We start from the raw sequence: 26596 nt of genomic DNA on the forward strand, positions 1-26596 counted from the left end.
CCTGCCGCCATGGCGGCGGCGGGACCCTTCGACGCGGTGATGGCGGCACCCTTCGGGCGGATCGGGATCCGCGTCGATGCGCTCGGGGTGCGTGAGGTGGTGTTCCTGCCGGAGGAGGTGCCGCCGCACGCGCCGCGCAGCCCCATGGCGGCCCGTGCGGTGGACGAGATCGGGCGCTACCTCGCCGATCCCCGCCACCGCCCGGAGGTGCCGTGGCGGGTCGATGGGACGCCGTTCCGCCGCCGCGTCTGGGCGGCGCTGGTGGCGATCCCGCCGGGGCGGGCGGTGACCTACGGCGCCCTCGCCCGCGCCCTGGGCAGCGCCCCGCGGGCCGTGGGCCAGGCCTGCCGCGCCAATCCGGTGCCGCTGCTGGTGCCCTGCCATCGGGCGGTGGCGGCGCGGGGGCCGGGGGGCTTTGCCGGCGCGCGCGGCGGCGCGGCGGTCGCGGTCAAGCGCTGGCTGCTGGCGCACGAGGGGGTGGCGCTTGCGCCCTGAGGACGGCGAGCTGCTCGACCGCTTCCTCGACGCGCTCTGGAGCGAGCGGGGGCTGTCCGAGCGCACGTTGGCCGCCTACCGCAGCGACCTCGCCGCCTTCGCCCGCTGGCTCGGCGGGCGCGGCCTGCTCGCCGCCCGGCGCGAGGACGTCCTGCGCTACCTCGCCCACCGTCATGCCGCCGGGGCCCGCCCGCGCACCGGGGCCCGGCTCCTGAGCGCCCTGCGCCGCTTCTACCGCCACCAGGTGCGCGAGGGCCGCCTCGACGAGGACCCCACGGCGCGCATCGACGGCCCCCGCATCGGCCGCCCCCTGCCGGCCCTGCTCAGCGAGGCCGAGGTGGAAAGGCTCCTGGAGGCGCCCGACGTCGCCGACCCCCTGGGGCTTCGCGACCGCGCCATGCTGGAGGTGCTCTACGCCACGGGGCTGCGGGTGAGCGAGCTGGTGGGGCTCGCCCTCCACCAGGTGGCCCTGCGCGAGGGCTGGGTGCGCATCGTCGGCAAGGGGGCCAAGGAGCGCCTCGTCCCGCTGGGCGAGCACGCGGTGGACTGGCTCGAGCGCTACCTGCGCGAGGCGCGGCCGCTGCTGGTGAGGGCGGACCGGCTCACGAGCCTCGTCTTCCTCTCGCGCAGCGGCCGCCCGCTCAGCCGCCAGGCCTTCTGGCAGCGCCTGCGCGGCTACGGGCTGCAGGCCGGCATCCGGCGACCCTTCTCGCCCCACACCCTGCGCCACGCCTTCGCCACCCACCTGCTGGACCACGGCGCGGATCTCCGCTCGGTGCAGATGCTGCTGGGGCATGCGAGCCTCAGCGCCACCCAGATCTACACCCACGTGGCGCGGGCGCGCCTGCGCGAGCTGCACCGCCGCCACCATCCCCGCGGCTGAGGGGCATCTTGGCGGCCGGACGCGGTCCAAGGGGCGGGATCTGCGCTAACATGCCCCCCCAACCTTCAGAGGAGCCGGGATCCATGGCTGCAAGCCTTCGCATGCTGTTCGCGGGCGCCGCGCTAGCGCTGGCGGCGGGTCTGCCGGTGCGCGCCGAGGAGGCGGCGCTCGCCGCGGTGCGGGCGCATCTCGCCCGCATCCTCCCGGACCGCAGCCCCGACCGGGTCGCGGCGAGCCCCGTGCCGGGCCTCTACGAGGCGGTCTACGGCACCGACGTCTTCTACATCACCGCCGACGGCCGCTATGTGCTCCAGGGCGACCTCATCGACCTCGAGGCGCGGGCGAACCTCACCGAGCAGGCGCGGGCCGGGCAGCGCAGGGCCCTCATCGAGCAGGTCCCGGAGTCGGAGATGATCGTCTACGGGCCCGCCGACGCCCGCCACACCGTCACCGTCTTCACCGACATCGACTGCCCCTACTGCCGCCGACTCCACGCGCAGATGGCCGAATACAACCGCCTCGGCATCCGCATCCGCTATCTCGCCTTCCCGCGCGCCGGCATCGGCTCCGAGTCCTACCGCAAGGCGGTGGCGGTGTGGTGTGCGCAGGACCGGCGCGCGGCCATGACCGAGGCCAAGCAGGGACGGCCGGTGCCGGAGCGCACGTGCGACGACCCCGTGGCGCGCCACTACCGGCTCGGCCGCCAGGTGGGGGTCACCGGGACGCCCGCGCTGGTGCGCGAGGACGGGCGCATGATCCCCGGCTACGTGCCGCCGCAGCGCCTGCTGGAGATCCTCGAGCGGGGCTGAGCGACCGCCTCAGCGGGGCGGGGCGAGGGCCTCAAGGAAGTCCACCAGCCGCCCCTGGGCATCGACGTCGTCGGGGTCGAAGCGCAGCCCCAGGGCGAGGCCGTCGGCCACGGGCTCGGTCTTGCGGAGCCGGCAGCGCACGGCGAGCGCCTCGGCGGCACCGGGCAGCGCCAGCTCGAGCCGCGCATCCTCGCCCCGTGCGGGCTCCAGCTCCGGCGCCTCGGCCCGCGTCAGGCAGCGGCAGCCGCCGCGGCTGAGGTCCACCACGATCACCTCCACGCGCGCCCCGTCCGGGAGCACGAGGCTGCCCGGGAGGCGGCAGCCGACGCGGTCGTCGGCGCGCAGCCGATGCTTCGCCACCACCTTCGGGTAGGTGGTCACCAGCATCCGCAGGGGCCGCGGCACCACCGCCAGGATCGTGCCGGGAAAGGCGAAGACCGTGCCCTCGTAGAGATAGCGCACGATGAGCTCCTGCCCCGCCCGCAGCGGCCCGTGGCCGGCGGGCAGGACGGGCTCGGTGAGGATCACGCACTCGCCCGGGACCATGCCCACGGCGCGGCTGCGCAGGTGCGCGGCGAGCCCCTTGACCTCCACCTGCAGGGGGGTGCCGATGCCGATGGGCAGCGTTTCCCCGGCCTCGGGGCTGAGCTGCACGGCGACATCCGGCCTGTCCACGAGATCGGCGCCCATGCAGCGATTGTAACCCGCGCCCCCGGCCCCGCCAGGGCCGGCGCCGCCGCTCAGTAGAGGGCGGTGGAGAGCAGGCGGCGGTAGCGCTGGACCAGCTCCCCCTCGCCGCCGAGGAGATCGAAGACGGCGCGCATCCCCCGCGGCCCCGCCTCGTCGCGGAAGCGGCGGTCACGGCGGGTGATCTCCAGCAGCTCCTGCAGCGCCTCCTCGTAGCGGCCGGCCTGCAGGTGGCGGGCGCTCAGCAGGTAGCGGGCCTCGAGGTCGTCGGGGGCCTCGGCGACGCGGGCCTGCAGCGCCTCGAGCGGTGGCGCCCCGGCGGCCGCCGAGGCGAACTCAATGCGCGCCGCCAGGGCGCGCCCCTCCGCCCCCTCGCGCACCGTCCGCGGCAGCGCCTCCAGCGCCGCACGGGCCTCGTCGAGGCGGCCGAGCTCCACGAGGAGCTCCGCCCGCAGCAGGGCGAGCTCGTCGTCGCCCTCGGCGGCCGCCCCCTCGAGCAGGGCCAGGGCGCGGGCGGGCTCGCCGGCGCGGCGCGCCTCGGCCACCTGCGCCAGCAGCTCGGCGCGGGGGGAGGCGACGTGGCGGTCGAGCACCTCGCGGACCGCCGACTCGGGCAGCGCGCCCGAGAACTCGTCCACCACCCGGCCGTCGCGGAAGATCTTCACCGTGGGCACGCCGCGGATGCCGAAGCGGCCGGCCAGCGCCTGCTCGCGGTCCACGTCCACGAAGGCGAGCACGAAGCGGCCCGCGTACTCCTCGGCGAGCTTGCGCAGCACCGGCTTGAGGACGCGGCAGGGTCCGCACCAGGCGGCCCAGAAGTCCACCACCACGGGGCGCTCGCGCGAGCGCTCCACCACCTCCCGCTCGAAGCCGGCGGCATCGACGTCGAGGATCCATGCAGCATCGCTCACGGCCGTCCTCCCCGCAGGTACTTCAGAATTTTCAATGATACCGAAATGCCACCGCGACCCGATATGGGGGCGGCGCCGCCCGCCTCAAGGGGACGGCAGGAGCGCGCGCAGGCGGTAGACGAGGTCCAGGGCCTGGCGGGGCGTGAGCCCGTCGGGATCCACCGCGCGCAGGGCCTCCTCCACCGCGCTCGCGGCCGGCGCGAACAGCGACAGCTGCGGCTCGCTGCGGGGACGGTCGTCGCCCGCCGGCCGCTCCAGCTCGGCCAGGCGCGCCCGCGCCTCGGCCAGCACCGCGGGCGGGATCCCGGCCAGCGCCGCGACGTGGATGCCGTAGCTGCGGTCGGCCGGACCCTCGCGCACGCTGTGCAGGAAGACGATGCGCTCGCCGTGTTCGACCGCCTCGAGGTGGACGTTGGCGACGGTGTCGATCTCCCCCGCGAGCGCCGTGAGCTCGAAGTAGTGGGTGGCGAAGAGGGTGAAGGCGCGGATGTGCCGCGCGAGGTGGCGGGCGCAGGCCCAGGCCAGGGCGAGGCCGTCGTAGGTGCTGGTGCCGCGGCCGATCTCGTCCATGAGGACGAGGCTGTGCGCGGTGGCGGCGTTGAGGATGACCGCCGTCTCCGTCATCTCCACCATGAAGGTGGAGCGCCCCCCGGCGAGGTCGTCGGAGGCGCCGATGCGGGTGAAGATGCGGTCGACGGGGCCGATCACGGCACGGCGCGCGGGGACGAAGCTGCCGGCGTGGGCGAGGATGACGATGAGCGCGGTCTGCCGCATGTAGGTGGACTTGCCGCCCATGTTGGGGCCGGTGATGACGAGCATCCGCCGGCCCTCGTCGAGGTGGAGGTCGTTGGGGGTGAAGGGCTCGTCGAGGCCCCGTTCCACCACCGGATGCCGCCCGCCCTCGATGTGGATCCCGGGCTCGTCCACGAGCTCCGGGGCGGTGAGGTCGAGGGCGAGGGCGCGCTCGGCGAGGCAGGCCAGGGCATCCAGCTCGGCGAGCGCCGCCGCGGTCTCCTGCAGCGGCGGCAGCGCCCCCGCGAGGCGCTCCACGAGCCCCTCGTAGAGGGCCCGCTCGCGGGCCAGGGCCCGCTCGCGCGCGCTCAGCACCCGCTCCTCGAAGGCCTTGAGCTCGGGGGTGACGAAGCGCTCGGCCCCCTTCAGGGTCTGGCGGCGCACGTAGTCCGCCGGCGCCCGGGACGCCTGGGCGCGGCTGATCTCGATGTAGTAGCCGTGGACGCGGTTGTAACCGACGCGCAGGTTCGCGATCCCGGTGCGTTCGCGCTCGCGCGCCTCGAGCTCCACCAGGAAGCGGTCGCCGTCCTCGGCGAGCGCACGCAGCTCGTCGAGCTCGGCGTCGTAGCCGGGGGCGATGACGCCGCCGTCGCGGGCGAGCGCCGGGGGCGACTCCACCAGGGCCCGGCGCAGCAGCGCGAGCAGCTCCGGGTGCTCGCCCAGGCGCCGGGAGAGCTCGGCAAGGAGCGGCGAGTCCAGCACCGCGAGCAGGCGCTGCAGCGCCGGCAGCCGGGCGAGCGCCTCGCGCACCACCACCAGGTCGCGGGGGCGGGCGGTGCCGAGGGCGATGCGGGCGAGCACGCGCTCGAGGTCGCCGAGGCCGCGCAGGCCCGCCCGCAGCCCCTCGTGGGCGAGGTCCTCGACGAGGGTGCCGACGGCGTGGTGGCGCAGCCGCAGGAGGTCGCGGTCGCGGCTCGGCGAGAGCAGCCAGCGGCGCAGGCAGCGGGCCCCCATGGGCGTGACGGTGGTGTCCATGACCCCGAGCAGGCTCTGGCCGCGCTCCCCGGCGAGGCTGCGCTCGAGCTCGAGGTTGCGCCGCGTGGTGGCGTCGAGGACCAGGGCCTCCTCGCGCCGCTCCACGCGCAGGCTGCGCACATGCGGCAGGCTGCTGCGCTGGGTGTCGCGGGCGTAGGCGAGGAGGCAGCCCGCGGCGGCCACCGCCAGCGGCACCTCGGTGCAGCCGTAGCCCTCCAGGTGCTGCACGCCCAGCTGCTCGCACAGCAGCCGCTCGGCCACGGCGCGGTCGAAGTGCCAGCCGGGGCGGCGGGTGAGGGCGGCGAAGCCCGCGAGGGGCGCCGGGGGGTCGGCCTCCTCGGCGAGGAGGATCTCGGCCGGGTGCAGCCGCTCCAGCTCCGCCGCAAGCTCCGCCTCGTCGGCGCACTCGCCGAGGACGAAGCGCCCGCTCGCCACCTCCAGCACCGCCCAGCCCCAGCGCCCGTCGCGGCCGTGCAGGGCCATGAGCAGGTTGTCGCGCCGCTCCTCGAGGAGGGCGTCCTCGCTCAGGGTCCCGGGGGTGACGATGCGCACCACCCGGCGGTCCACCGGCCCCTTGGAGGCGGCGGGATCGCCGATCTGCTCGCAGATGGCCACCGACTCGCCGAGCCGCACCAGCCGCGCGAGATAGCTCTCCACGGCGTGGACCGGGACCCCGGCCATGGGGATCGGACGTCCGGCGGACTGTCCGCGCGTGGTCAGGGTGATGTCCAGCAGCCGCGCCGCCCTCTCGGCGTCGTCGTAGAAGAGCTCGTAGAAGTCCCCCATGCGGTAGAAGACGAGGGTGTCCGGAAACTCCGCCTTGATGCGCAGGTACTGGCGCATCATGGGGGTGTGCTCGGCGAAGGGGTCGCCGGCGGCTGGCTCCTTGACCTCGGACATCGGGCTTTCGGCCTCGGCGGGATCGGGGCGGGCGCCCGCGGCGGCAGGCGCGATCCGCGTGGACTAGCATTATAGCAGCGGCGGGCGGCGCGTCCGCCGACCGGCGGCCTTGCCGAATCAGGCGGTTGCACCTTCCCGCGGGGCCCGGGGGCCGGGATCGGGGTGGCGGTGCGGGGGGTGAACTCGGCTCCGCCGCGCGTGGTCTAGACAAGAGACAGGCGGGGCGCCCCCGGCCCACCGAGCAGCGGAGGAGGATGGAGATGGCCGACGGGAAAGACTTCGCGGAGCTGATCCAGCGGGACCGCTCGGCACGGCAGCGCAAGCAGTGGCGCGGGACCCTGCTGGAGTACCTGGACAAGGTCCGCGAGGACCCCTCCATCGCCAAGCTGGCCCACGCCCGCATCTACGACATGATCATGGCCGCGGGCTGGACCGACCTCGCCGACACCGACGACCCCAAGGCCAAGCGGCTCTTCGGCGACGAGCCCCTGCGCATCTACCACTTCTTCAAGGACGAGTTCTTCGGCATCGAGCGCACCATCGCCCAGATCGTGCGCTACTTCCAGTCGGCGGCCCTGCACGGCGAGGAGAGCCGCCAGGTGCTCTACCTGATGGGGCCCGTGGGGTCGGGCAAGAGCTCGCTGGTGGAGAAGCTCGAGCGCGGGCTGGAGGAGTCCGACCCCATCTACGCCATCGAGGGCTGCCCCATGCGCGAGGAGCCGCTGCACCTGATCCCGCGGCACCTGCGCCGGGAGTTCGAGAAGATGCTCGGGGTGCACATCGAGGGCGACCTCTGCCCGGTGTGCCGCTACCGCCTCAAGAACGAGTTCGGCGGGCGCTACGAGGAGATGCCGGTGGTGACGGTGGAGTTCTCCAAGCGGGACCGCCGCGGCATCGGCGTCGTCCCGCCGGTGGACCCCAACAACCAGGACACCTCCGTCCTCATCGGCTCCGAGGACATCTCCAAGCTCGACAAGTACTCCGAGGGCGACCCGCGGGTGCTCGACCTCAACGGCGCCTTCAACGTCGGCAACCGGGGCATGGTGGAGTTCATCGAGGTCTTCAAGAACGAGACCGAGTACCTGCACGCCATGATCACGGCGACGCAGGAGAAGTTCATCCCGGCGCCGGGCCGGCACGGCACCATCTACGTCGACACCGTGATCGTCGCCCACTCCAACGAGGCCGAGTGGCAGCGCTTCCGCGCCGACAACACCAACGAGGCCATCCTCGACCGCATCGTGGTGGTCAAGGTGCCCTACAACCTGCGCCTGTCCGAGGAGGTCAAGATCTACCGCAAGATCCTCGGCCGCTCCGACTTCAAGGCCCACATCGCGCCCAACACCCTCGAGGTGGCCTCCATGTTCGCGGTGCTCTCGCGCCTGGAGCCGACGCCCAAGTGCGACCTCGTCACCAAGATGCGCCTCTACGACGGCGAGGAGGTGGTGGAGAAGGGGCGCAACAAGAAGATCAGCGTGCGCGAGCTGCAGGAGGACGCCAAGCGCGAGGGCATGAGCGGGATCTCGACCCGCTTCATCATGAAGGCCATCGACAACGCGCTGACCGCCAACCCCGAGTGCATCAACCCCATCAACGTGCGCGAGGCGCTGGTGGCGATGGTCAAGGCGGCGGACCTGCCCGACGACGTGCGCAAGCACTACCTGGAGCTGCTCCAGGACACCGTGCACAAGCTCTACCTCGAGATGCTCGAGCGCGAGATCACCAAGGCCTTCGTCTACTCCTACCACGAGCAGGCCGAGTCGCTGTTCCAGAACTACCTGGACCACGCCGAGGCGTTCGTGAACAAGACCACGGTCAAGGACGCCAACACCGGCGAGGAGCTCGAGCCCGACGAGGACTTCCTCAAGTCCATCGAGGAGCAGATCGCCATCATCGGCACCGCCGCCGAGGGCTTCCGCCAGGAGGTCATCGCCTACCTCTGGTCGGCGCAGCGGCGCGGCGAGCGCATCAGCTACACCAGCTACGAGCCGCTCAAGGAGGCGATCGAGAAGAAGCTGATGAACTCGGTGCGCGAGATCAGCCGCGTCATCACCAAGGCGCGCACCCGCGACGAGGAGCAGCGGCGCAAGTACGACCAGATGGTGGAGAACCTGCTGGAGAACGGCTACTGCCCGCACTGCGTGGACGTGATCCTGAAGTACGCGGCCAACAACCTCTGGCGCGACTGAGGGTCGCGGCGCGGCCATGGAGACCATCTTCCGGCCCTACTCCGAATCCGACTCGCTGCGCTCGGACCGCAGCGCGGGCGACCGCCAGCGCCACCGCCGCAAGGTGCTCGAGGCCATCCGCCACAACATCGCCGACCTCATCGCCGAGGAGGCGATCATCGGCAAGTCGGCGGACCGCATCGTCAAGGTCCCGATCCGCTCCATCCGCGAGTACCGCTTCGTCTACGGCGAGAACGCCCCGGGCGTGGCCATGGGCGATGGCGACACCCGGGAGGGCCAGGTGGTCGGCCGCGCGGGCCAGGGCGAGGAGGGGCCGGGGCTTGCCGGCGACCAGCCGGGGGTCGACTACTACGAGACCGACGTCACCCTGGATGAGCTCATCGAGCTCATGTTCGAGGACCTGGAACTGCCGGATCTCGAGCGCAAGATGCTCCGGCAGGTCCCCTCCGAGCGCGCGAGCAGACGCCGCGGCTACCGCCCGGTGGGCGTGCAGGTGCACCTGGACAAGCGCCGCACCGCCATCTCGCGGATCAAGCGCCGGGTCGCCGCCGGCCACCATCACCGCATCGGCAAGCGCTTCCCCTTCCACAAGGACGACCTGCGCTACCGCCACCGCGTCCCCGACGAGAAGCCCTCGTCCAACGCCGTGGTGATCTGCATCATGGACACCTCGGGGTCCATGGACACCATGAAGAAGTACCTCGCGCGCAGCTTCTTCTTCCTGCTCCACCGCTTCGTCTCCAGCCGCTACCAGCACGTGGAGCTGGTCTTCATCGCCCACCACGCGCGCGCGCGCGAGGTCACCGAGGAGGAGTTCTTCCACAAGGGCGAGTCGGGGGGGACCATGATCTCCTCCGGCTACCGCAAGGCCCTGGAGGTGATCGAGAGCCGCTACCACCCGGCGCACTGGAACATCTACGCCTTCCACTGCTCCGACGGCGACAACTTCGCCAGCGACAACGCCGAGGCGCTCAAGGCCGCGCGGGAGCTCTGCGAGGTCTGCAACCTCTTCGGCTACGGCGAGATCAAGCCCTACACCCTGCACTACGAGAGCTCCATGCTCGAGCACTTCTCGCGCCTCGAGGCGGAGAACTTCCACGCCGTCCTCATCAAGCGCAAGGAAGACGTCTGGCCGAGCTTCAAGGCGCTGCTGGCGCGCGAGCGCCGGCCGGCCGCGGGGGCCTGAGATGGCGGGCGCGGTCAGCATCGACGAGCTGCGCCGCTGGGACGAGCGCATCCGCGCGCTCGCCGAGCGCTTCGGGCTCGACTGCTACCCGCAGGAGTTCGAGCTCTGCGACCACTTCCAGATGCTCTCCTACATGGCCTACTCGGGGGCGCCCGCCCACTACCCGCACTGGTCCTACGGCAAGGCCTACGAGAAGCTCAAGACCCTCTATGACCACGGCGTCAGCGGCCTGCCCTACGAGATGGTGATCAACGCCAACCCCAGCATCGCCTACCTGATGCGGGACAACTCGCTGGCCCTGCACATCCTCACCATCGCCCACGTCTACGGCCACAACGACTTTTTCAAGAACAACTTCACCTTCCGCCACACGCGCCCCGAGCTCGCCGTGGCCATGTTCAAGCTCCACGCCGAGCGCGTGCGCGACTACATCGAGGATCCCTCCATCGGCCAGGACGCGGTGGAGGAGGTCCTCGACGCCGCCCACGCCCTCGCCCTGCAGTGCCGGCGCAACCTCGCCGTGCAGCGGCGTGCCGGCGAGGCCGAGCGGCCCGCCCCGCGCGACCCCTGGGCCGCCATCCACCCGCCGCGGCAGGCGGCGCCTGCGCCGCCGCCGCGGCGCATCCCGGCCGAGCCCGAGGAGGACCTGCTCCTCTTCCTCCGCGACCACAACCCCTACCTCGCGGAGTGGCAGCGGGATCTGCTCACCATCGTCCACGAGGAGACCCGCTACTTCCTGCCGCAGATGGAGACCAAGATCATGAACGAGGGCTGGGCCAGCTTCTGGCACCGCGAGATCCTCAACGCCCTCGAGCTGCCGCCGGACCTGCACATGGAGTTCCTGGTCCGCCACAACCAGGTGGTGCGCCCCATCCCCGGCCAGATCAACCCCTACCACCTCGGGCTCAGGATCTGGGACGACATCCGCCGCCGCCACGACGAGCCCACGCCGGAGGAGATCGAGCGCTACGGGCCGCCCGACCGCAGCGGCATGGAGAAGATCTTCGAGGTGCGGGAGGTGGACCGGGACGTCTCCTTCCTGCGCCGCTTCCTCACTCCGGAGCTGATGCGCGAGCTCGACCTCTTCGAGCACCGTCGCCGCGGCAAGGAGCGGGTGGTGACCCGCACCGCCCACGGCGAGGGCTGGCGCGAGGTCAAGGAGGAGCTGCTGCGCAACGTCGGCCTCGGCACCGTGCCCGTGATCCGGGTCGTGGACGCCGACTGGGAGGGCCGGCGCACGCTGCTGCTGGAGCACGAGCACGACGGGCGCGACCTCCACCTGGAATACGCCGAGAAGACCCTCGCCCACGTCCACCGCCTGTGGGGTCGGGAGGTGGTTCTGCGCACCGAGGTCAACGGCCGCCCGACCCTGCTGGTCTGGGGCGAGGACGGCTTCGAGACCCGCGAGGAGAAGCGCCCGCGGCGCTGAGCGCCCCTTCCGGCCGGGGCCGCCGCGGGGCAGAATGCACCCATGACCCTGGAGCTTGCAGCCGACGTCGGGCGCCTGCTGCTTGCGCGCGGCTGGCGCCTCGCCACCGCCGAGAGCTGCACCGGGGGGCTGGTGGCCAAGATGCTCACCGACGTCCCGGGCAGCTCCGGCTGGTTCGACCGCGGCCTCGTCACCTACTCCAACGAGGCCAAGCAGGCCCTGCTCGGCGTGCGCGGCGAGACCCTGGCGCGCCACGGGGCGGTGAGCGAGGAGACCGTGCGCGAGATGGCCGCCGGGCTGCTCGCGCGCGCCCCGGTGGAGGTGGTGGTGGCGGTGAGCGGCATCGCCGGGCCCGCCGGAGGCAGCCCGGACAAGCCGGTGGGCACGGTGTGGCTGGCGTGGGCGGTGCGCGGGGGGGCGGTGCGCACGCAGCGGGCCCGCTTCGCCGGCGACCGCGCCGCGGTGCGCGAGCAGGCGGCGCGCACGGCGCTGGAGGGGGTGCGTGCCCTCCTCGCCGGGGACTGAGCGGCTCTTCCTCGCCCTGTGGCCGGACGGGGCGGTGCGCGAGGCCGTGCGCAGGGCGGCGGCGGAGGCGGTGCGCGCCGCGCGGGGTCGGCCGGTGCCGCCGGACAACCTCCACCTGACGCTGCTCTTCCTGGGGGCGGTGCCGCCCGCGGTGCGCGAGGCGCTGGCGGCGCGCCTCGCCGCCGTGCGCTGCGCGCCCTTCGAGCTCGTCCTCGACCGCATCGGCGGCTTTCCGCGCAGCCGTGTGGCCTGGATCGCCCCTTCGCGGCCGCCCGCGGCCCTGCACCGGCTCGTGGGGCAGCTGCGGGCGGCGGCGGAGGAGGCGGGGCTCGCCCCCGAGCGGCGCCCCTTCTCGCCCCACCTGACCCTGGTGCGCAAGGCGCGCCCAGTCCCCGCGCAGGTGCTCGCGCGGCCCGTGCGCTGGGGTGTGCGCCGCTTCTGGCTGGTGCGCTCCCAGACCCTGCCCGACGGGGCGCGCTACACCCCCCTCCGCGCCTGGCCGCTGGCGGCGGAAGCGGGGGCGGCACCGGACCCAACGCCCGTCTGAGCCGCTGCTATACTCCGCTCCCATGGCGGGGGGAGAGGCAGCGGTGGCGCGGTCCGGGCCGGAGGAGACGCGGGCGCGGCTGCTCGATGCCGCCGAGCGCATCCTCGCCGAGGAGGGCTTCGCGGCGGCGAGCCTGCGCCGCATCACCCGCGCCGCGGGGACCAACCTCGCCGCCGTCCACTACCACTTCGGGGCCAAGGCGGGCCTCGTCGAGGCCGTCTTCCGGCGCCGGCTCGAGCCCCTCAACCGCGCCCGCCTCGAGGCGCTCGAGCGCCTCGAGCGCGCGGGCACCGCGCCCGGCGTGCGGGACCTGCTCCTTGCCCTCATCGCGCCGGCGCTGCGCATGGGGCGCGATCCCGCGACCGGGGGCGCCCGCTTCATGCGGCTGCTGGGGCGGGCCTACGTGGAGCCGGACCCGCAGGTGCGGGCGCTGCTGCACGGGCTCTACGGCGAGGTGCGCGAGCGCTACTTCGCCGCCTTCACGCGGGCCCTGCCGGGTCTGCCGCGGGAGGAGCTCGCCTGGCGGCTGCACTTCGTGCTCGGCACCATCGCCTACGCCATGGCCGGCTCCGATGCCCTGGAGCTGGTCACCACCTGCGACTGGGTCGATCCCGACGACGTGGAGGCGCTCGGCGCGCGGCTGATCCCGTTTCTCGAGGCCGGCCTCCGCGCCCCCCTTGACAGGGGCGAGGAGGCCCGTGGAACATGATTCAAACGATCGATTGAACCGGCCCGCCAGAGGCCGAGGATCGAGGCCGGATGGAGGAGGAGTCCGGTGAGCAGGTTCCGCGAAGACTACGTGCAGCCGGACGAGGCGCGGACCCTCGGCGGGCTCTTCCTCGCCCGCGCCCGCCGCACCCCAGACCGCGTCGCCTACCGCCAGTACGACCGTGCCGCCGGGCGCTGGTTCGACACCACCTGGGCCGAGGCCCTGGCGGAGGTGGCGCGCTGGCAGCAGGCCCTGCTCGGCGAGGGGCTGGAGCCGGGCGACCGCGTCGCGGTGATGATGCGCAACCGCCGCGAGTGGGCCTTCCTCGACCTCGCCGCGGCGGGGCTCGGGCTGGTCACGGTGCCCATCTACGCCGACGACCGTCCCGGCAACATCGCCTACATCTGCGCCGACGCCGGCGTGCGGCTGCTGGTGGTGGGCGGCGGGGAGGAGTGGGCGCGGGTCGCGGGGGTGGCGCAGGAGCTCGCGACGGTGGAGCGCATCGTCGCCGTGGAGCCCGTCGCCGGGATCGGGCGGGAGCCCAGGCTGCGCGCCCTGGCGGCGTGGCTCGGCGGGGGCGGCGACTACGTCAGCCGCGACCTCGACCCCGAGGGGCTGGCCACCATCGTCTACACCTCGGGCACCACGGGCAACCCCAAGGGGGTCATGCTGAGCCACCGCAACATCCTGGAGAACGTGCGCGCGGCGCTCTCCGTGGTGGAGGCCCTGCCCGACGACGTGATGCTCTCGTTTCTGCCGCTTTCCCACACCCTGGAGCGCACCGCCGGCTACTACCTGCCCATGATGGCGGGCTGCACGGTGGCCTATGCGCGCTCGGTGGCGGAGCTGGCGGAGGACCTGGTGACCATCCGCCCCACCATCCTCATCAGCGTGCCGCGCATCTACGAGCGCGTGCACGCCCGCATCGAGGCCGGGCTCGCCGAGCGGCCGGCCTCGGCGCGGGCGCTCTTCCGCGCCGCGGTGGCGGTGGGCTGGCGCCGCTTCCTCCGCCGGCAGGGGCGGGCGCCGTGGACGCCGGCGCTGCTCGCCTGGCCGCTGCTCGAGCGGCTGGTGGCGGCCAAGGTGATGGCGCGGCTCGGGGGGCGGGTGCGCATCGCGGTCAGCGGCGGTGCGCCGCTGCCGCCCGCGGTGGCGCGCCTCTTCATCGGCCTCGGCCTGCCGCTGCTGCAGGGCTACGGCCTCACCGAGGCGAGCCCCGTCATCAGCGTCAACCGGCTCGAGGACAACGTCCCGGAGAGCGTGGGGGCGCCCCTGCCCGGGATCGAGGTGCGCATCGGCCCCGAGGACGAGCTCCTCGCCCGCGGACCCAACGTCATGCTCGGCTACTGGAACAACGAGGAGGCCACGCGCCGGGTCATCGACGCGGAGGGCTGGCTGCACACCGGCGACAAGGCCCGCCTCGACGAGGCCGGGCGCATCTACATCACGGGGCGGATCAAGGACATCATCGTCCTCTCCAACGGCGAGAAGATCTCGCCGGCGGACATGGAGATGGCCATCGCCGCCGACCCCGCGATCGAGCAGGTGATGATCGTGGGCGAGCAGCGCCCCTTCCTCGCCGCCCTGGTGGTGCTGTCGGAGGAGGCCTGGCCGGCGCTTGCGCGCGAGGCCGGGCTGGACCCGGCCGATCCGGCCGCCCTCGCCTCGCGCCGCGCCGAGCAGGTGGTGCTCGCCCGCATCGCCGCCCGTATCAGCGCCTTCCCGGGCTACGCCAAGGTGCGCCGGGCCCACCTCACGCTGGAGCCCTGGACCATCGAGAACGGGCTCATCACCCCCACCCTCAAGATCCGGCGCAACCGCATCCTCGAGCGCTACCGCAACCAGGTGGCCCTGCTCTACCAGGGGCACTGATCCTCGAGCACCGACAAGGAGACCCGAAGGGAGGAGCACACCATGAACCACAGACCCCTCAGCGCCGCGATCCTCGCGGGGGCCCTCGCCGCGGGCGCCGGAAGCGCCCAGGGGGCGGGCTTCGCCATCATCGAGCAGAGCGTGCCGGGCCTCGGGGCCGCCTTCGCCGGCGCCGCGGCCGCCGCCGACGACCCCAGCACCGTGTTCTTCAACCCGGCGGGGATGACGAAGCTCGAGGGGCGGCGGCTCTCGGTGGGGGTGCACATCATCGAGCCCACGGCGGAGTTCTCCGGCAGCGCCACCACCACCCCGCTTCCCGGCGGGGCGCCGATCCCGGGGGGCGACGGCGGTGACGGCGGGAGCACGGGCGTGGTGCCGAACTTCTACTACGTCACCCCCATCGGCGAGGGCTGGCGCTTCGGCCTCGGCATCAACGCCCCCTTCGGCCTCAAGACGGAGTACGACGACGGCTGGGTGGGGCGCTACCACGCCATCGAATCCGAGGTGCGCACGGTGAACATCAACCCGAGCCTCGCCTTCCGCGCCGGCGACGACCTCTCGGTGGGCTTCGGGGTCAGCGCGCTGTGGATCGACGCCACGTTGAGCGACGTTGTCGACATGGCCGGCGTGTGCTTCGGTCTGGAAGCCAAGGGCCTTCTGACGGGCGGTGTCCCGGTTCCGCCGGGGACGGTGTGTACGGGAAGCCTCGGTTTCGGCCTCGCGGATATCGGCAGCGGTGCGCACGATGGCAAGGTCGAGGTCGACGGCGACGACTGGGGCTACGGCTGGAACGTGGGCCTGCTGTGGCAGCCGGGCGAGGGCACCCGCATCGGCTTCGCCTACCGCTCCAAGATCTCGGTCGACATTTCCGGCGACGCCGATTTCACCCTGACCGACGCGTCGAGCCAGGCGCTTGCGGCAGCCACCGGTGCCTTCAAGGACACCGGGGCCAAGGCCTCCATCGACCTCCCGGAGACCCTCTCCGTCAGCGTCGCCCGCGAGGTGGCGCCGGGCTGGGAGGTGCTCGGAGACGTGACCTGGACGCGCTGGAGCCGCTTCGACGAGCTCGTCATCGAGTTCGACAACCCCGTACAGAACGACTCCGTGCAGCCCGAGAACTGGAAGAACAGCTACCGCGTCGCCCTCGGGGCGGTGCACCGGGTGAACGCGCGCTGGGCCTACCGCTTCGGCATCGCCTACGACCAGACGCCGATCCCGAGCGCCGAGGCGCGCACCCCGCGCATCCCGGGCAACGACCGGCGCTGGGTGGCGCTGGGGGCGAGCTTCACCCCCTCCGAGCGGCTCGCGGTGCACCTCGCCTATGCGCACCTCTTCGTGAGCGATCCCCCCATCGCTGCCACCGAGGTGAGCACGGGGCACGTCCTCACCGGGAGCTTCGACGCCTCGGTGGACATCGTGAGCGCCCAGGTCAACTGGCTCTTCTGACGCACGCGGGCGCCGCCCCCGGCGGGGGCGGCGCCGGGAGCGCGCCATGATCCGGTCCCTCGTCCTGCTGGTGACCTTCCTCCTCGCCGCCCCCCCGGCGCCGGCCGCGGTCACCGTCGCCGGGGTGGCGTTCGCGGAGACCGCCCGGGCCGCGGACGGCTCGCGCCTGGTCCTCAACGGCGTCGGCGTCCGCACGAAGTTCTTCGTCAAGGTCTATGTCGCCGCCCTCTACCTGCCCGAGCGCAGCGCCGACCCGGCGGCGATCCTGGCCCGCACCGGCCCGCGCCAGATCCGCATGCACTTTCTCTACAAGGCGATCGACCCCGAGCGCATGGCCGAGGCCTGGCGCGAGGGCTTCGAGGCGAACCTCGCCCCCGGCGCCCTCGAGGCGCTGGAGAGCCGCATCCGCCGCTTCGTGGGGCTGTTCGGGACGATGCGCCGGGGCGACGAGGTGCTGCTGGACTACCTGCCGGGGGAGGGGACGCGGGTGCTCGTGAACGGAGAGCTGCGCGGCACCATCCCCGGGCGCGAGTTCAACGACGCCCTGCTCGCCATCTTCATCGGCGAGCACCCGGCCACCGGGGCCCTCAAGCGCGGCCTCCTCGGCGGCTAGCCGCGGCCCCCTCACCGGCCGAGGGGCGGAGGCGGCGCGTAGGCCTCCGCCTCCCGGCCCTCCACCACGGGGCGGATGACGATGTCGACGCGGCGGTTGCGCCGCCGCCCCTCGGGGGTGTCGTTGGGGGCGACGGGTTCGCGCTCGCCCCGGCCCTCGGTGAGGATGCGCTCGGCCGGCACCCCCTGGGCGACGAGGAAGCTCGCCACCGCCTCGGCCCGCCGCTCGGACAGGGCCTGGTTGTAGCCCTCCGGGCCGGTGCTGTCGGTGTGGCCGACGACGTGGATGACGGTGCGGTCGTAGCGGCGCAGGACGTCGGCGATCTTGGCGAAGGTCTGCAGCGCCTGCGGGCGCAGGTCGTAGCGGTCGAGCTCGAAGGTGGCCTCGCTGGCGACGCCCACCTTGAGGCTGCCGTCGGGCAGCTCCGTGATGGCGAGGTCGTTGCGGGCGCGCTCGTCCACGAGGCGCGCCTCGAGCTCGCGCCGCTGCCGGTCCATGTAGGAGCCCACCGCGGCGCCGGCGATGGCGCCGACGGCGGCGCCGACGATGCGGCCGCGGCTGCGGTCCTCGGCCTGGTTGCCGAGGACGGCGCCGATGGCGGCACCCACCGCGGCGCCGGTCTTGGCGCGCCGGTTGGGGTCGTCGGCGGCGCAGCCTGCGAGGGCGGCGGCGGTGACGGCGGCGAGCATGCGTACGGTGAGGCGCATGGCGTCCCTCCGCGGGGCCGTGGATCTTGCGATTCTGCCGCGCGGCCGCCCGCGGCGCCAGCGGATGCGGCTGCCGGCGGCGGGCCAGTTGTGGGATAATCCCCGGCCTCGAGGGGCGCCGGCAGGGAGGCGGCGCGCAGCGACGGGAGGAGGCGATGGACGAGAACCGCAAGCGCGCACTGGCGGCTGCGCTGACGCAGATCGAGCGCCAGTTCGGCAAGGGCTCCGTGATGCGCATGGGCGACGTGGGCGCCGTGCGCGACGTGGACGTGATCTCCACCGGCTCGCTCGCCCTGGACGTGGCGCTGGGGGTGGGCGGCTTTCCGCGCGGGCGCGTGGTGGAGATCTACGGCCCCGAGTCCTCGGGCAAGACCACGCTGGCGCTGCAGGCCATCGCCGAGGCCCAGCGCCAGGGCGGCACGGCGGCCTTCGTCGACGCCGAGCACGCCCTCGACCCCACCTACGCCGAGGCCCTCGGCGTCAACGTCGACGATCTTCTGGTCTCGCAGCCCGACACCGGCGAGCAGGCCTTGGAGATCGCCGACATGCTGGTGCGCTCGGGGGCGGTGGACGTGGTGGTGATCGACTCGGTGGCGGCGCTCACCCCCAAGGCCGAGATCGAGGGCGAGATGGGCGACGCCCACGTGGGGCTGCAGGCGCGCCTCATGTCGCAGGCCCTGCGCAAGCTCACCGCCAACATCAAGCGCTCCAACGCCCTCGTCATCTTCATCAACCAGATCCGGATGAAGATCGGGGTCATGTTCGGCAACCCCGAGACCACCACCGGCGGCAACGCGCTCAAGTTCTACGCCTCGGTGCGCCTCGACATCCGCCGCATCGGCTCGATCAAGCGCGGCGACGAGGTCATCGGCAACGAGACCCGCGTCAAGGTGGTCAAGAACAAGCTCGCCCCGCCCTTCCGCGAGGCCGTCTTCGAGATCCTCTACGGCGAGGGCATCTCGCGCGAGGGCGAGCTCATCGAGCTCGGCGTCCAGCACGGCATCGTCGACAAGTCGGGCGCCTGGTACAGCTACGGCGGCGAGCGCCTCGGGCAGGGCAAGGACAACGTCCGCCAGTTCCTGCGCGAGCATCCGGAGGTGGCGCAGGCGATCGAGGCGGCGCTGCGCGAGCGGCTCCTCACCCGCCCCGCGGCCCGCAGCGGTGAGGCGCAGGGCGTCGAGGCCGAGGCCTGACGGCGACGAGGCCGCGCGGGCGCGGGAGGCGGCCGTGCGCCTGCTCGCGCGGCGCGAGCACAGCCGCCGCGAGCTCCTGGACAAGCTGCGCGCCCGCGGGTTTGCGCCCGCGGCGGCCGAGGCGGCGGTGGCGCGGCTTGCGGCCGAGGGCCTGCAGAGCGAGCGCCGCTTCGCCGAGGCGCTGGTGCGCGAGCGCATCGCCCGCGGCCACGGGCCGCGCCGGATCGAGGCGGAGCTGGCGCAGCGGGGTGTGGCGGGCGAGCTCGCCGCCGAGGTGATGGCGGCGGCGGAGGTGGACTGGGTGCGGCTCGCGCGCGAGGTGGCGCGGCGCCGCTTCCGCGGGCCGGCGGGGGACCGCCGGGAGTGGCTGCGGCGGGCGCGGCACCTGGCCGGGCGCGGGTTCACGGGCGAGCAGGTGCGGGCCGCGCTGGGCGGCGACGAGGGGATGGCGACAGGGGACGACGGGACCGGGTGGACATGAGCGTACGCAGCAGCAACGAGCTTCGCAGCGCCTTCCTGGAGTACTTCCGCGAGCGCGGCCACGAGGTGGTGCCCTCGAGCCCGCTGGTGCCGGCCAACGACCCGACGCTGCTCTTCACCAACGCCGGCATGGTCCAGTTCAAGGACGTCTTCCTGGGGCTGGAGACCCGCCCCTACCGGCGCGCCGTGACCGCCCAGCGCTGCGTGCGCGCCGGCGGCAAGCACAACGACCTCGAGAACGTCGGCTACACCGCCCGCCATCACACCTTCTTCGAGATGCTGGGCAACTTCAGCTTCGGCGACTACTTCAAGCGCGAGGCGATCCACTACGCCTGGGAGTTCCTGACCGGGGTGCTGCGGCTGCCGCCCGAGCGGCTCTGGGTCACCGTCTACGAGGAGGACGACGAGGCCGCCCGCATCTGGCTCGAGGAGGTGAAGGTGGATCCCGCCCGCTTCAGCCGCATCGGCGACAAGCCCGGCGGGCGCCGCTACGAGAGCGACAACTTCTGGGCCATGGGGGACACGGGCCCCTGCGGCCCCTGCTCGGAGATCTTCTACGACCACGGTCCCGAGGTCCCGGGCGGGCCGCCGGGCAGCCCCGACGAGGACGGCGACCGCTACGTCGAGATCTGGAACCTCGTCTTCATGCAGTACAACCGCGACGCCGAGGGCAACCTCGAGCCGCTGCCCGCACCCTCGGTGGACACGGGGATGGGGCTCGAGCGCGTCGCCGCGGTGCTGCAGGGGGTGCACAGCAACTACGAGATCGACCTCTTCCGCCGGCTCATGGCCGAGGCGGCGCGGCTCGCCGGCTGCGGCGAGGCCGACAACCCCTCGCTGCGGGTCATCGCCGACCACATCCGCGCCTGCGCCTTCCTCGTCGCCGACGGGGTCATGCCCTCCAACGAGGGCCGCGGCTACGTGCTGCGGCGGATCATCCGCCGCGCCATCCGCCACGGCTACAAGCTCGGTCTGCGCGAGCCCTTCTTCCACCGGCTGGTGGAGCCGCTCTGCGAGGAGATGGGCGAGGCCTATCCGGTGCTGCCCGAGCGGCGCGGGCAGGTCGAGCGCGTCCTGCGCCTGGAGGAGGAGCGCTTCGCCGAGACCCTCGAGCAGGGCATGCGCCTCTTCGAGCAGGCGGTGGAGGGGCTGTCGGGGACCGTGATCCCGGGCGAGACCGTCTTCCGCCTCTACGACACCTACGGCTTCCCGGTGGATCTGACCGCCGACATGGCGCGGGAGCGGGGGCTCACCCTGGACATGGACGGCTTCGAGCGCGAGATGGCGGCCCAGCGGGAGCGCGCCCGCGCCGCGAGCCGCTTCGCCGTCGACTACACGCGGCTCGCCGCGGTGCGGGCCGAGACCCGCTTCACCGGCTATGAGCGCCTCGTGGACCGCGGCCGGGTGGTGGCCGTCCTGCGCGGCGGCGAGCCGGTCGAGGCCCTGGAGGCGGGCGAGGAGGGCAGCGTCGTCCTCGACCGCACGCCCTTCTACGCCGAATCGGGCGGCCAGGTGGGCGACCGCGGTGAGCTCGTGGCCGAGGGCGTGCGCTTCGCGGTGCGCGACACGCAGAAGGCCGGCGCCGCCCACGCCCATGTGGGCCGCCTCGAGCAGGGCCGGCTCGCGGTGGGCGACGAGGTGGAGGCGCGCGTGGATGCGGCGGCGCGGCAGGCCACCGCGCTCAACCACTCCGCCACCCATCTCCTGCATGCGGCGCTGCGTCGGGTGCTCGGGGCGCACGTGGTGCAGAAGGGCTCGCTCGTGGCCCCCGACCGGCTGCGCTTCGACTTCTCCCACTTCGAGCCCGTGAGCCAGGCCCAGCTCCTGCAGATCGAGCGCCTGGTCAACGCCCAGATCCGCGCCAACGCCGAGGTCGTGGCCGAGGAGATGGCCTACGACGAGGCCGTGGGCGCCGGCGCCATGGCGCTCTTCGGCGAGAAGTACGGCGACCGCGTGCGGGTGCTGCGCATCGGCGACTTCTCGCTGGAGCTGTGCGGCGGCACCCACGTGCGGCGGGCCGGCGACATCGGCCTGTTCAAGATCGTGAGCGAGACCGGGGTCGCCGCGGGCGTGCGCCGTATCGAGGCCCTCACCGGAGAGGCGGCGCTGCGCCACATCGAGGAGGAGGAGCGGCGCCTGCTCGGCATCGCCCGGCTCCTCAAGGGCGGCGTCGAGGACGTGGAGGGCCGTGTGCAGGCGCTGCTCGAGCGCGGCCGGGCGCTGGAGCGCGAGCTCGAGCGGCTCAAGGCGCGGCTCGCCTCCGGGCAGGGGCGGGATCTCGCCGCCGAGGCGCGCGAGGTCGCGGGCGTCAAGGTGGTGGCGGCGCGCCTCGACGGCGCCGACGTCAAGGCGCTGCGCAGCGCGGTGGACCAGCTCAAGGCGCGCCTCGGCAGCGGCGTCGTCGTGCTCGCGGCGGTGGAGGGCGACGACAAGGTCCGCCTCGTCGCCGGCGTGACCCGGGATCTGGCGGAGCGGCTCCCCGCCGGCGAGCTCATGGCCGAGGTGGCGGCGCGCGTCGGCGGCCGCGGCGGCGGCCGCGCCGACATGGCCCAGGGGGGCGGCAGCGATCCGGCGCGGCTCGACGAGGCCCTGGAGGCGGTCGCAGGCTGGGTCCAGGGGCGGCTCGGCGGGGCCGGCTGAGGGCGCGGCGGGCGTCGGCTGCAGGCGGCCGCCGGGGCCGCCCATCGGGAAGGGACAGGGGACCATGGCACTGATCGTCCAGAAGTACGGGGGCACCTCGGTGGCGAACCCCGAGCGGATCGAGCACGTCGCGGGCAAGGTCGCGGCGACCCGCGCCCAGGGCCACGACGTGGTGGTGGTGGTCTCGGCCATGGCGGGCGAGACCGACCGCCTCATCGGCCTGGCCAAGGAGATCACGCCGCGGCCGAGCCCCCGGGAACTCGACGTGCTGCTCTCCACCGGCGAGCAGGTGACCATCGCGCTGCTCAGCATGGCGCTGGAGAAACGCGGCGTGCCCGCCCGCTCCTACACCGGCGGGCAGGTGCGGATCCTCACCGACAACGCCCACAACAAGGCGCGCATCCTGGAGATCGACGATGCCCGCGTCCGCGCCGACCTCGAGGCCGGACGCGTGGTGGTGGTGGCGGGCTTCCAGGGGGTCGATCGGGAGGGCAACATCACCACCCTCGGGCGGGGCGGCTCCGACACCACCGCGGTGGCCCTGGCCGCGGCCCTCGGGGCCGACGAGTGCCAGATCTTCACCGACGTCGACGGCGTCTACACCACGGATCCGCGGGTGGTGCCCGAGGCGCGCCGGCTCGACCGCATCACCTTCGAGGAGATGCTGGAGCTGGCGAGCCTCGGCTCCAAGGTGCTGCAGATCCGCAGCGTCGAGTTCGCGGGCAAGTACCGCGTGCCGCTGAGGGTGCTCTCCACCTTCCAGGAGGGGCCGGGGACGCTGATCACCTACGAGGAGCCCGACATGGAACAGCCGCTCATCTCCGGGATCGCCTTCAACCGCGACGAGGCCAAGCTCACCGTGCTCGGCGTGCCGGACCGCCCGGGCATCGCCGCCGGCATCCTCGGGCCCATCTCCGAGGCCAACATCGAGGTGGACATGATCGTGCAGAACGTCGCCGAGGACGGGACGACGGACTTCACCTTCACCGTCCACCGCAACGACTTCGAGCGCGCCCGGGAGATCCTCGAGCAGGTGGCGCCGAAGCTGGGCGCCCGCGGCGTCGACGGCGACACCCGGATCGTCAAGGTCTCCCTCGTCGGGGTGGGCATGCGCTCCCACGCCGGCATCGCCAGCCGCATGTTCGCGGCGCTGGCGCGGGAGAACATCAACATCCAGATGATCTCCACCTCCGAGATCAAGATCTCCGTGGTGGTGGACGAGCGCTATCTGGAGCTCGCCGTGCGCACGCTGCACGACGCCTTCGAGCTGTCCGAGCCGCCGCGCGAGGGCGACTGAGGGGGCGGATGCGGCAGCGGGCGCGCGGCTGTGCTATCTCTGGCATAACGGTCGGTCAATAATCACGACTTCTCGACAGGGGTGGGAAAGATCCGGGCGGCCGGGGATGCGGCCGACCCGGGCGTGGAAGCGCAGTGAGAGGCAAGGAGTGGAATCATGCTCATTCTGACCAGGCGAGTGGGCGAGAGCCTGATGATCGGGGACGAGATCACCGTGACCGTGCTGGGGGTCAAGGGCAACCAGGTGCGGATCGGGGTGAGCGCGCCCAAGGAGGTCGCCGTGCACCGTGAGGAGATCTACGAGCGCATCCGCCGCGAGCGGGAGCAGCAGCTCGCCGGCGAGGGCGGGGGCGACGGCGAGGCCGGGTGAGGGCCGCGGCGTGGCGGGGTTTACGCCGCCACGCCGCTTCCGTATCCTTGCACGCCGTGGCCGCGGCCGGAGACGACCGGCCTGCGGCGAGACCGCCGGGCGGCCGACGGAATCGCAGGACGCGGCTTCGGTCGCCCGAAGGGCGGCCCCGAGGTTTCCGGAGAGATGGCCGAGTGGCTGAAGGCGCTCCCCTGCTAAGGGAGTATGGGGCCAAAAGCTCCATCGAGGGTTCGAATCCCTCTCTCTCCGCCACAAGCTCCCCCTTCCGCCGAGGGCGCCCCGGCGCCGCTGGGCCCCGCTCCGCGCGTGGCCGTGTCTCATAGGTACTGAACCAGGACAGCGGCTTGACACCGGTTGGGGCGGCATGAATAATGCGCGCCTCCCGGGCCCGTAGCTCAGTTGGATAGAGTACTTGGCTACGAACCAAGTGGTCGGGGGTTCGAATCCTCCCGGGCCCGCCATATTCAGGCCCTCCTCTGCCTTCTCCCTCTCCCGTCGCCGTCGGAGCGTGTACAGATCCCCTCGGGCGTCCTCCGCCCCGCAGCATCGGCGCAGGGGCACGCAGGCCGGGGCCGCATCCACCGGATGAGGCGCGCGTGAGCCCGCTGTCGATGGAAATTGCAACCGCATGGCTCGGGACCCTGGTTGCCGTAGCCGTCGCCGTGGTCCTTTGGCGCATGCTGGCGGTCTCGGAACGCGGTCGGCGCGAGCTCGGCGAGCGGCTCGCCCGCCGTGAGGCGGAGGTGGAGGCCGCGGGGCGGGAGCGCGCGCGGCTGGCGGAGGAGGTGGAGCGGCGCGGGCAGGAGCTCGAGCGCCTGCGGGGGGAGGTGGGCGCGCTGCGCGCCCAGGTGGCGGCGCTGGAGGAGCGGCTCGCGCAGGAGCGGCGCGGCGCGCAGGAGAAGCTCGCCCTCCTCGAGGAGGCGCGGGAGCGGCTGGGGGACGCCTTCCGGGCGCTGGCCGCCGAGGCCCTCCGAAGCGGCAGCGAGTCCTTCCTGCAGCTTGCCGAGGAGCGCATGCGGCGACTGCAGGAGGCGGCGCAGGGGGATCTCGCGCAGCGGCAGAAGGGGATCGAGGAGCTGGTGCGGCCCCTGCGCGAGCGGCTCGAGCGCTTCGACGGCAAGCTCGAGGCGCTGGAGCAGGCGCGGGTGGGGGCCTACCAGGCGCTGCAGACCCAGATGCGGGCGCTGCTGGAGACGCACCTGCCGGCGCTGCACCGCGAGACGGCGGAGCTGGTGCGGGCCCTGCGCCAGCCCCAGGGGCGGGGGCGCTGGGGGGAGCTGCAGCTGCGCCGTGTGGTGGAGATGGCGGGGATGCTCGAGCACTGCGACTTCGAGGAGCAGGTCAGCGCCGAGGGCGCCGACGGGCGGCTGCGGCCGGACCTCCTCGTCCACCTGCCCGGCGGGCGCCTCGTGGTGGTGGACGCCAAGGCGCCGGTGGACGCCTACCTCGAGGCGGTGGAGGCGCGCGACGAGGATGCGCGCCGCCGCGCGCTCGCGCGCCACGCGGCGCAGGTGCGCGCGCACGTGGAGCGGCTCGGGCGCAAGGCCTACTTCGCGCAGTTCGACCCGAGCCCGGAGTTCGTGGTCCTCTTCGTGCCGGGGGAGGCGTTCTTCTCGGCGGCGCTGGCGCAGGATCCGGCGCTGATCGAGTTCGGCGCCGGGCGCCGCGTCATCCCGGCGAGCCCCACGACCCTGATCGCCCTGCTCAAGGCGGTGGCCTACGGCTGGCGCCAGGAGGCGGTGGCGCGCAACGCCGAGGAGGTGGCCGCCCTCGGGCGCGAGCTCTACGAGCGGGTGGGGAAGCTGGCGGAGCACTGGGCGGGGCTCGGCCGGCGGCTGCACCAGAGCGTCGAGGCCTACAACCAGGCGGTGGGGACGCTGGAGCGGCGGGTGCTGCCCACGGCGCGGCGCTTCCGCGAGCTCGGGGCGGTGCCGGAGGGGCGCGGGATCGCCGACCTTGCGCCCCTGACCGTGGAGCCGCGTCCGCTGACGGCGCCGGAGCTCGCGGACGACGGCCGCGTCCCGGAAGACGGACCCGAACGCCCCCAGTGACCTCCGTCAGCGCCCGCGCGCCGCGCGCTCGCGGGCCAGCACCTCGAGGTTGCGCCGGGCCTGGGGGTGATCCGGGCGCACCGTCAGCGCACGCCGGAGCCACTGCTCCGCCTCGTCGAGGCGCCCCTCGGCGAGGAGGACGGCGCCGAGGTTGGCGAGGGCGTCGGGATGACGCGGATCGCGGGCGAGGGCGGCGCGGAAGCGGGCCTCGGCCTCGGCCGTGCGGCCGAGCTGGGCAAGGATGCGCCCTTCCTCGTTCAGCACGCCCGCCCCGCCGGCACCCTGGCGCAGGACGGCCAGGGCGCTCTGGGGATCGCCCAGGCGCAGGAGGGTGTCGGCGAGGGCGATGCGGGCGGCCTCGTCGTCGGGGTCGGCGGCGAGGCGCCGGCGCAGCGCCTCGAGGCGGCCGGCGACGGCGGGCTCCGCCGCCAGCAGCCGGGCACGCGCCGCCGCCGCCTCGCGGTGGCCCGGGTCGAGGAAGAGCGTCCGCTCGTAGGCGGCGAGCGCCTCCCGGGGCCGGCCCGTGCGCTCCAGGAGCCGCCCCAAGGCGTAATGGGCCGCGCGCAGGTCGGGGGCGAGGGCGATGGCGCGGCGAAGCTCCGCCTCGGCCTCATCGAGCCGGCCGCGCCGCAGGAGCACGGCGCCGAGGTTGTAGTGCAGGCGTGCCGACCCCGGGGCGTGGCGCGCCGCCTGACGCAGCAGCGCCTCCTCGTCCCCCCACACCGGCAGCCGGGCGGAGGTGGAGGCGGCGAGGGCGGCGAGGACGAGCGCGCCCGGCAGCGCCACCGCCGCAGGACGCAGCCGCCGCCACGCCCACGACACCCCCACACCCGTCACCACCCCAAGCCCCACCGTCGGCAGATACATCCGGTGCTCGAACACCAGCTCCAG

23 protein-coding genes and 2 tRNA genes are annotated in these 26596 nt (G+C 73.6%); 20 read left to right on the top strand and 5 right to left on the bottom strand.

Annotated elements, in window-relative coordinates; translation table 11 throughout:
• The first annotated feature begins 9 nt into the window (after positions 1-9).
• The 3 genes from EDC57_RS12455 to EDC57_RS12465 all read left to right on the top strand — a co-directional run bounded on the left by EDC57_RS12455 (position 10) and on the right by EDC57_RS12465 (position 2187).
• Positions 10-495, top strand: coding sequence for a methylated-DNA--[protein]-cysteine S-methyltransferase (locus EDC57_RS12455; RefSeq protein WP_123402212.1), 486 nt, complete (start codon positions 10-12; stop codon positions 493-495).
• Positions 485-1378 (top strand): site-specific tyrosine recombinase XerD, encoded by an 894-nt coding sequence (xerD, locus tag EDC57_RS12460; RefSeq protein ID WP_123402213.1) that lies wholly within the window; start codon positions 485-487, stop codon positions 1376-1378. The genes EDC57_RS12455 and xerD overlap by 11 nt, the downstream gene beginning before the upstream one ends.
• Positions 1379-1461: 83 nt before the next feature.
• Positions 1462-2187 carry a DsbC family protein gene (locus tag EDC57_RS12465; protein ID WP_123402214.1) on the top strand — a complete coding sequence of 242 codons (726 nt, stop codon included), beginning with the start codon at positions 1462-1464 and terminating at the stop codon, positions 2185-2187.
• Positions 2188-2196: 9 nt separating this feature from the next.
• Here the strand turns inward: EDC57_RS12465 and EDC57_RS12470 are convergent, their stop codons facing one another.
• From EDC57_RS12470 to mutS, 3 genes are all read right to left on the bottom strand, one after another.
• A complete protein-coding gene (locus tag EDC57_RS12470) occupies positions 2197-2877 on the bottom strand; it encodes a flagellar brake protein (protein WP_123402215.1) in 681 nt (226 codons plus the stop codon).
• 50 nt (positions 2878-2927) lie between these two features.
• Positions 2928-3785: a tetratricopeptide repeat protein gene (locus EDC57_RS12475; protein WP_123402216.1), complete on the bottom strand. Its 858-nt coding sequence runs from the start codon at positions 3783-3785 to the stop codon at positions 2928-2930.
• 84 nt (positions 3786-3869) lie between these two features.
• Positions 3870-6452: a DNA mismatch repair protein MutS gene (gene mutS, locus EDC57_RS12480; protein ID WP_245995296.1), complete on the bottom strand. Its 2583-nt coding sequence runs from the start codon at positions 6450-6452 to the stop codon at positions 3870-3872.
• A gap of 260 nt (positions 6453-6712) precedes the next feature.
• Here mutS and EDC57_RS12485 point away from each other — a divergent pair, with 260 nt between their 5' ends.
• From EDC57_RS12485 to EDC57_RS12525, 9 genes are all read left to right on the top strand, one after another.
• Positions 6713-8641, top strand: a complete 1929-nt coding sequence (locus EDC57_RS12485; protein ID WP_123402217.1) for a PrkA family serine protein kinase — start codon at positions 6713-6715, stop codon at positions 8639-8641.
• Between the two features lie 16 nt (positions 8642-8657).
• A complete protein-coding gene (yhbH, locus tag EDC57_RS12490; protein ID WP_123402218.1) occupies positions 8658-9827 on the top strand; it encodes a sporulation protein YhbH in 1170 nt (389 codons plus the stop codon).
• Between the two features lies 1 nt (position 9828).
• The gene (locus EDC57_RS12495) at positions 9829-11256 is read left to right on the top strand and encodes a SpoVR family protein (RefSeq protein ID WP_123402219.1); all 1428 of its coding nucleotides are present in this window, start codon (positions 9829-9831) and stop codon (positions 11254-11256) included.
• Between the two features lie 42 nt (positions 11257-11298).
• Complete coding sequence (locus tag EDC57_RS12500; protein ID WP_123402220.1) at positions 11299-11781, top strand: CinA family protein; 483 nt, start codon at positions 11299-11301, stop codon at positions 11779-11781.
• A complete protein-coding gene (gene thpR / locus EDC57_RS12505) occupies positions 11759-12328 on the top strand; it encodes an RNA 2',3'-cyclic phosphodiesterase (protein ID WP_123402221.1) in 570 nt (189 codons plus the stop codon). The genes EDC57_RS12500 and thpR overlap by 23 nt, the downstream gene beginning before the upstream one ends.
• Before the next feature lie 43 nt (positions 12329-12371).
• Positions 12372-13037: a TetR/AcrR family transcriptional regulator gene (locus EDC57_RS12510; protein ID WP_211332002.1), complete on the top strand. Its 666-nt coding sequence runs from the start codon at positions 12372-12374 to the stop codon at positions 13035-13037.
• Positions 13038-13103: 66 nt separating this feature from the next.
• The gene (locus EDC57_RS12515) at positions 13104-14909 is read left to right on the top strand and encodes an AMP-dependent synthetase/ligase (RefSeq protein WP_123402223.1); all 1806 of its coding nucleotides are present in this window, start codon (positions 13104-13106) and stop codon (positions 14907-14909) included.
• 42 nt (positions 14910-14951) lie between these two features.
• A complete protein-coding gene (locus EDC57_RS12520) occupies positions 14952-16355 on the top strand; it encodes an OmpP1/FadL family transporter (protein ID WP_123402224.1) in 1404 nt (467 codons plus the stop codon).
• A 46-nt stretch (positions 16356-16401) separates the two neighbouring features.
• Positions 16402-16968: a chalcone isomerase family protein gene (locus EDC57_RS12525; RefSeq protein ID WP_123402225.1), complete on the top strand. Its 567-nt coding sequence runs from the start codon at positions 16402-16404 to the stop codon at positions 16966-16968.
• Between the two features lie 11 nt (positions 16969-16979).
• On the opposite strand, the gene EDC57_RS12530 is transcribed toward EDC57_RS12525, so the two are convergent.
• Positions 16980-17675, bottom strand: coding sequence for a YiaD family glycine zipper/OmpA-like lipoprotein (locus EDC57_RS12530; protein ID WP_170165148.1), 696 nt, complete (start codon positions 17673-17675; stop codon positions 16980-16982).
• Between the two features lie 155 nt (positions 17676-17830).
• On the opposite strand from EDC57_RS12530, the gene recA reads away from it, so the two are divergent.
• The 8 genes from recA to EDC57_RS12570 all read left to right on the top strand — a co-directional run bounded on the left by recA (position 17831) and on the right by EDC57_RS12570 (position 25705).
• On the top strand, positions 17831-18868 hold the full coding sequence (recA, locus tag EDC57_RS12535) for a recombinase RecA (protein ID WP_123402226.1): 1038 nt from the start codon (positions 17831-17833) through the stop codon (positions 18866-18868).
• Complete coding sequence (locus EDC57_RS12540; RefSeq protein ID WP_425454801.1) at positions 18837-19349, top strand: regulatory protein RecX; 513 nt, start codon at positions 18837-18839, stop codon at positions 19347-19349. Before recA ends, EDC57_RS12540 begins: the two co-directional genes overlap by 32 nt.
• Positions 19346-21988 carry an alanine--tRNA ligase gene (gene alaS, locus EDC57_RS12545; RefSeq protein WP_123402228.1) on the top strand — a complete coding sequence of 881 codons (2643 nt, stop codon included), beginning with the start codon at positions 19346-19348 and terminating at the stop codon, positions 21986-21988. Before EDC57_RS12540 ends, alaS begins: the two co-directional genes overlap by 4 nt.
• Before the next feature lie 64 nt (positions 21989-22052).
• Complete coding sequence (locus tag EDC57_RS12550) at positions 22053-23285, top strand: aspartate kinase (RefSeq protein WP_123402229.1); 1233 nt, start codon at positions 22053-22055, stop codon at positions 23283-23285.
• Positions 23286-23441: 156 nt separating this feature from the next.
• Entirely contained in the window at positions 23442-23654 is a 213-nt protein-coding gene (gene csrA / locus EDC57_RS12555; protein WP_123402230.1) for a carbon storage regulator CsrA, read from the top strand.
• 159 nt (positions 23655-23813) lie between these two features.
• A tRNA-Ser gene (locus EDC57_RS12560) sits at positions 23814-23906 on the top strand.
• A 132-nt stretch (positions 23907-24038) separates the two neighbouring features.
• Positions 24039-24115, top strand: a tRNA-Arg gene (locus EDC57_RS12565).
• A 150-nt stretch (positions 24116-24265) separates the two neighbouring features.
• The gene (locus EDC57_RS12570) at positions 24266-25705 is read left to right on the top strand and encodes a DNA recombination protein RmuC (protein ID WP_123402231.1); all 1440 of its coding nucleotides are present in this window, start codon (positions 24266-24268) and stop codon (positions 25703-25705) included.
• A gap of 6 nt (positions 25706-25711) precedes the next feature.
• On the opposite strand, the gene EDC57_RS12575 is transcribed toward EDC57_RS12570, so the two are convergent.
• Positions 25712-26596, bottom strand: an 885-nt coding sequence (locus tag EDC57_RS12575) for a tetratricopeptide repeat protein (protein WP_123402232.1), incomplete at its 5' end; no start/stop codon positions are given.

The sequence above is a fragment of the Inmirania thermothiophila genome (assembly GCF_003751635.1).
Classification (GTDB): domain Bacteria; phylum Pseudomonadota; class Gammaproteobacteria; order DSM-100275; family DSM-100275; genus Inmirania; species Inmirania thermothiophila.

What these genes read in the sequence shown, in the direction of transcription:
- EDC57_RS12470 (WP_123402215.1), bottom strand. Translation starts at nt 2,877, where the DNA reads ATGGGCGCCGATCTCGTGGACAGGCCGGATGTCGCCGTGCAGCTCAGC.
- EDC57_RS12500 (WP_123402220.1), top strand. Translation starts at nt 11,299, where the DNA reads ATGACCCTGGAGCTTGCAGCCGACGTCGGGCGCCTGCTGCTTGCGCGC.
- EDC57_RS12520 (WP_123402224.1), top strand. Translation starts at nt 14,952, where the DNA reads ATGAACCACAGACCCCTCAGCGCCGCGATCCTCGCGGGGGCCCTCGCC.
- EDC57_RS12455 (WP_123402212.1), top strand. Translation starts at nt 10, where the DNA reads ATGGCGGCGGCGGGACCCTTCGACGCGGTGATGGCGGCACCCTTCGGG.
- EDC57_RS12495 (WP_123402219.1), top strand. Translation starts at nt 9,829, where the DNA reads ATGGCGGGCGCGGTCAGCATCGACGAGCTGCGCCGCTGGGACGAGCGC.
- yhbH (WP_123402218.1), top strand. Translation starts at nt 8,658, where the DNA reads ATGGAGACCATCTTCCGGCCCTACTCCGAATCCGACTCGCTGCGCTCG.
- csrA (WP_123402230.1), top strand. Translation starts at nt 23,442, where the DNA reads ATGCTCATTCTGACCAGGCGAGTGGGCGAGAGCCTGATGATCGGGGAC.
- recA (WP_123402226.1), top strand. Translation starts at nt 17,831, where the DNA reads ATGGACGAGAACCGCAAGCGCGCACTGGCGGCTGCGCTGACGCAGATC.
- EDC57_RS12530 (WP_170165148.1), bottom strand. Translation starts at nt 17,675, where the DNA reads ATGCGCCTCACCGTACGCATGCTCGCCGCCGTCACCGCCGCCGCCCTC.
- mutS (WP_245995296.1), bottom strand. Translation starts at nt 6,452, where the DNA reads ATGTCCGAGGTCAAGGAGCCAGCCGCCGGCGACCCCTTCGCCGAGCAC.
- EDC57_RS12525 (WP_123402225.1), top strand. Translation starts at nt 16,402, where the DNA reads ATGATCCGGTCCCTCGTCCTGCTGGTGACCTTCCTCCTCGCCGCCCCC.
- alaS (WP_123402228.1), top strand. Translation starts at nt 19,346, where the DNA reads ATGAGCGTACGCAGCAGCAACGAGCTTCGCAGCGCCTTCCTGGAGTAC.
- EDC57_RS12485 (WP_123402217.1), top strand. Translation starts at nt 6,713, where the DNA reads ATGGCCGACGGGAAAGACTTCGCGGAGCTGATCCAGCGGGACCGCTCG.
- EDC57_RS12570 (WP_123402231.1), top strand. Translation starts at nt 24,266, where the DNA reads ATGGAAATTGCAACCGCATGGCTCGGGACCCTGGTTGCCGTAGCCGTC.
- EDC57_RS12550 (WP_123402229.1), top strand. Translation starts at nt 22,053, where the DNA reads ATGGCACTGATCGTCCAGAAGTACGGGGGCACCTCGGTGGCGAACCCC.
- EDC57_RS12465 (WP_123402214.1), top strand. Translation starts at nt 1,462, where the DNA reads ATGGCTGCAAGCCTTCGCATGCTGTTCGCGGGCGCCGCGCTAGCGCTG.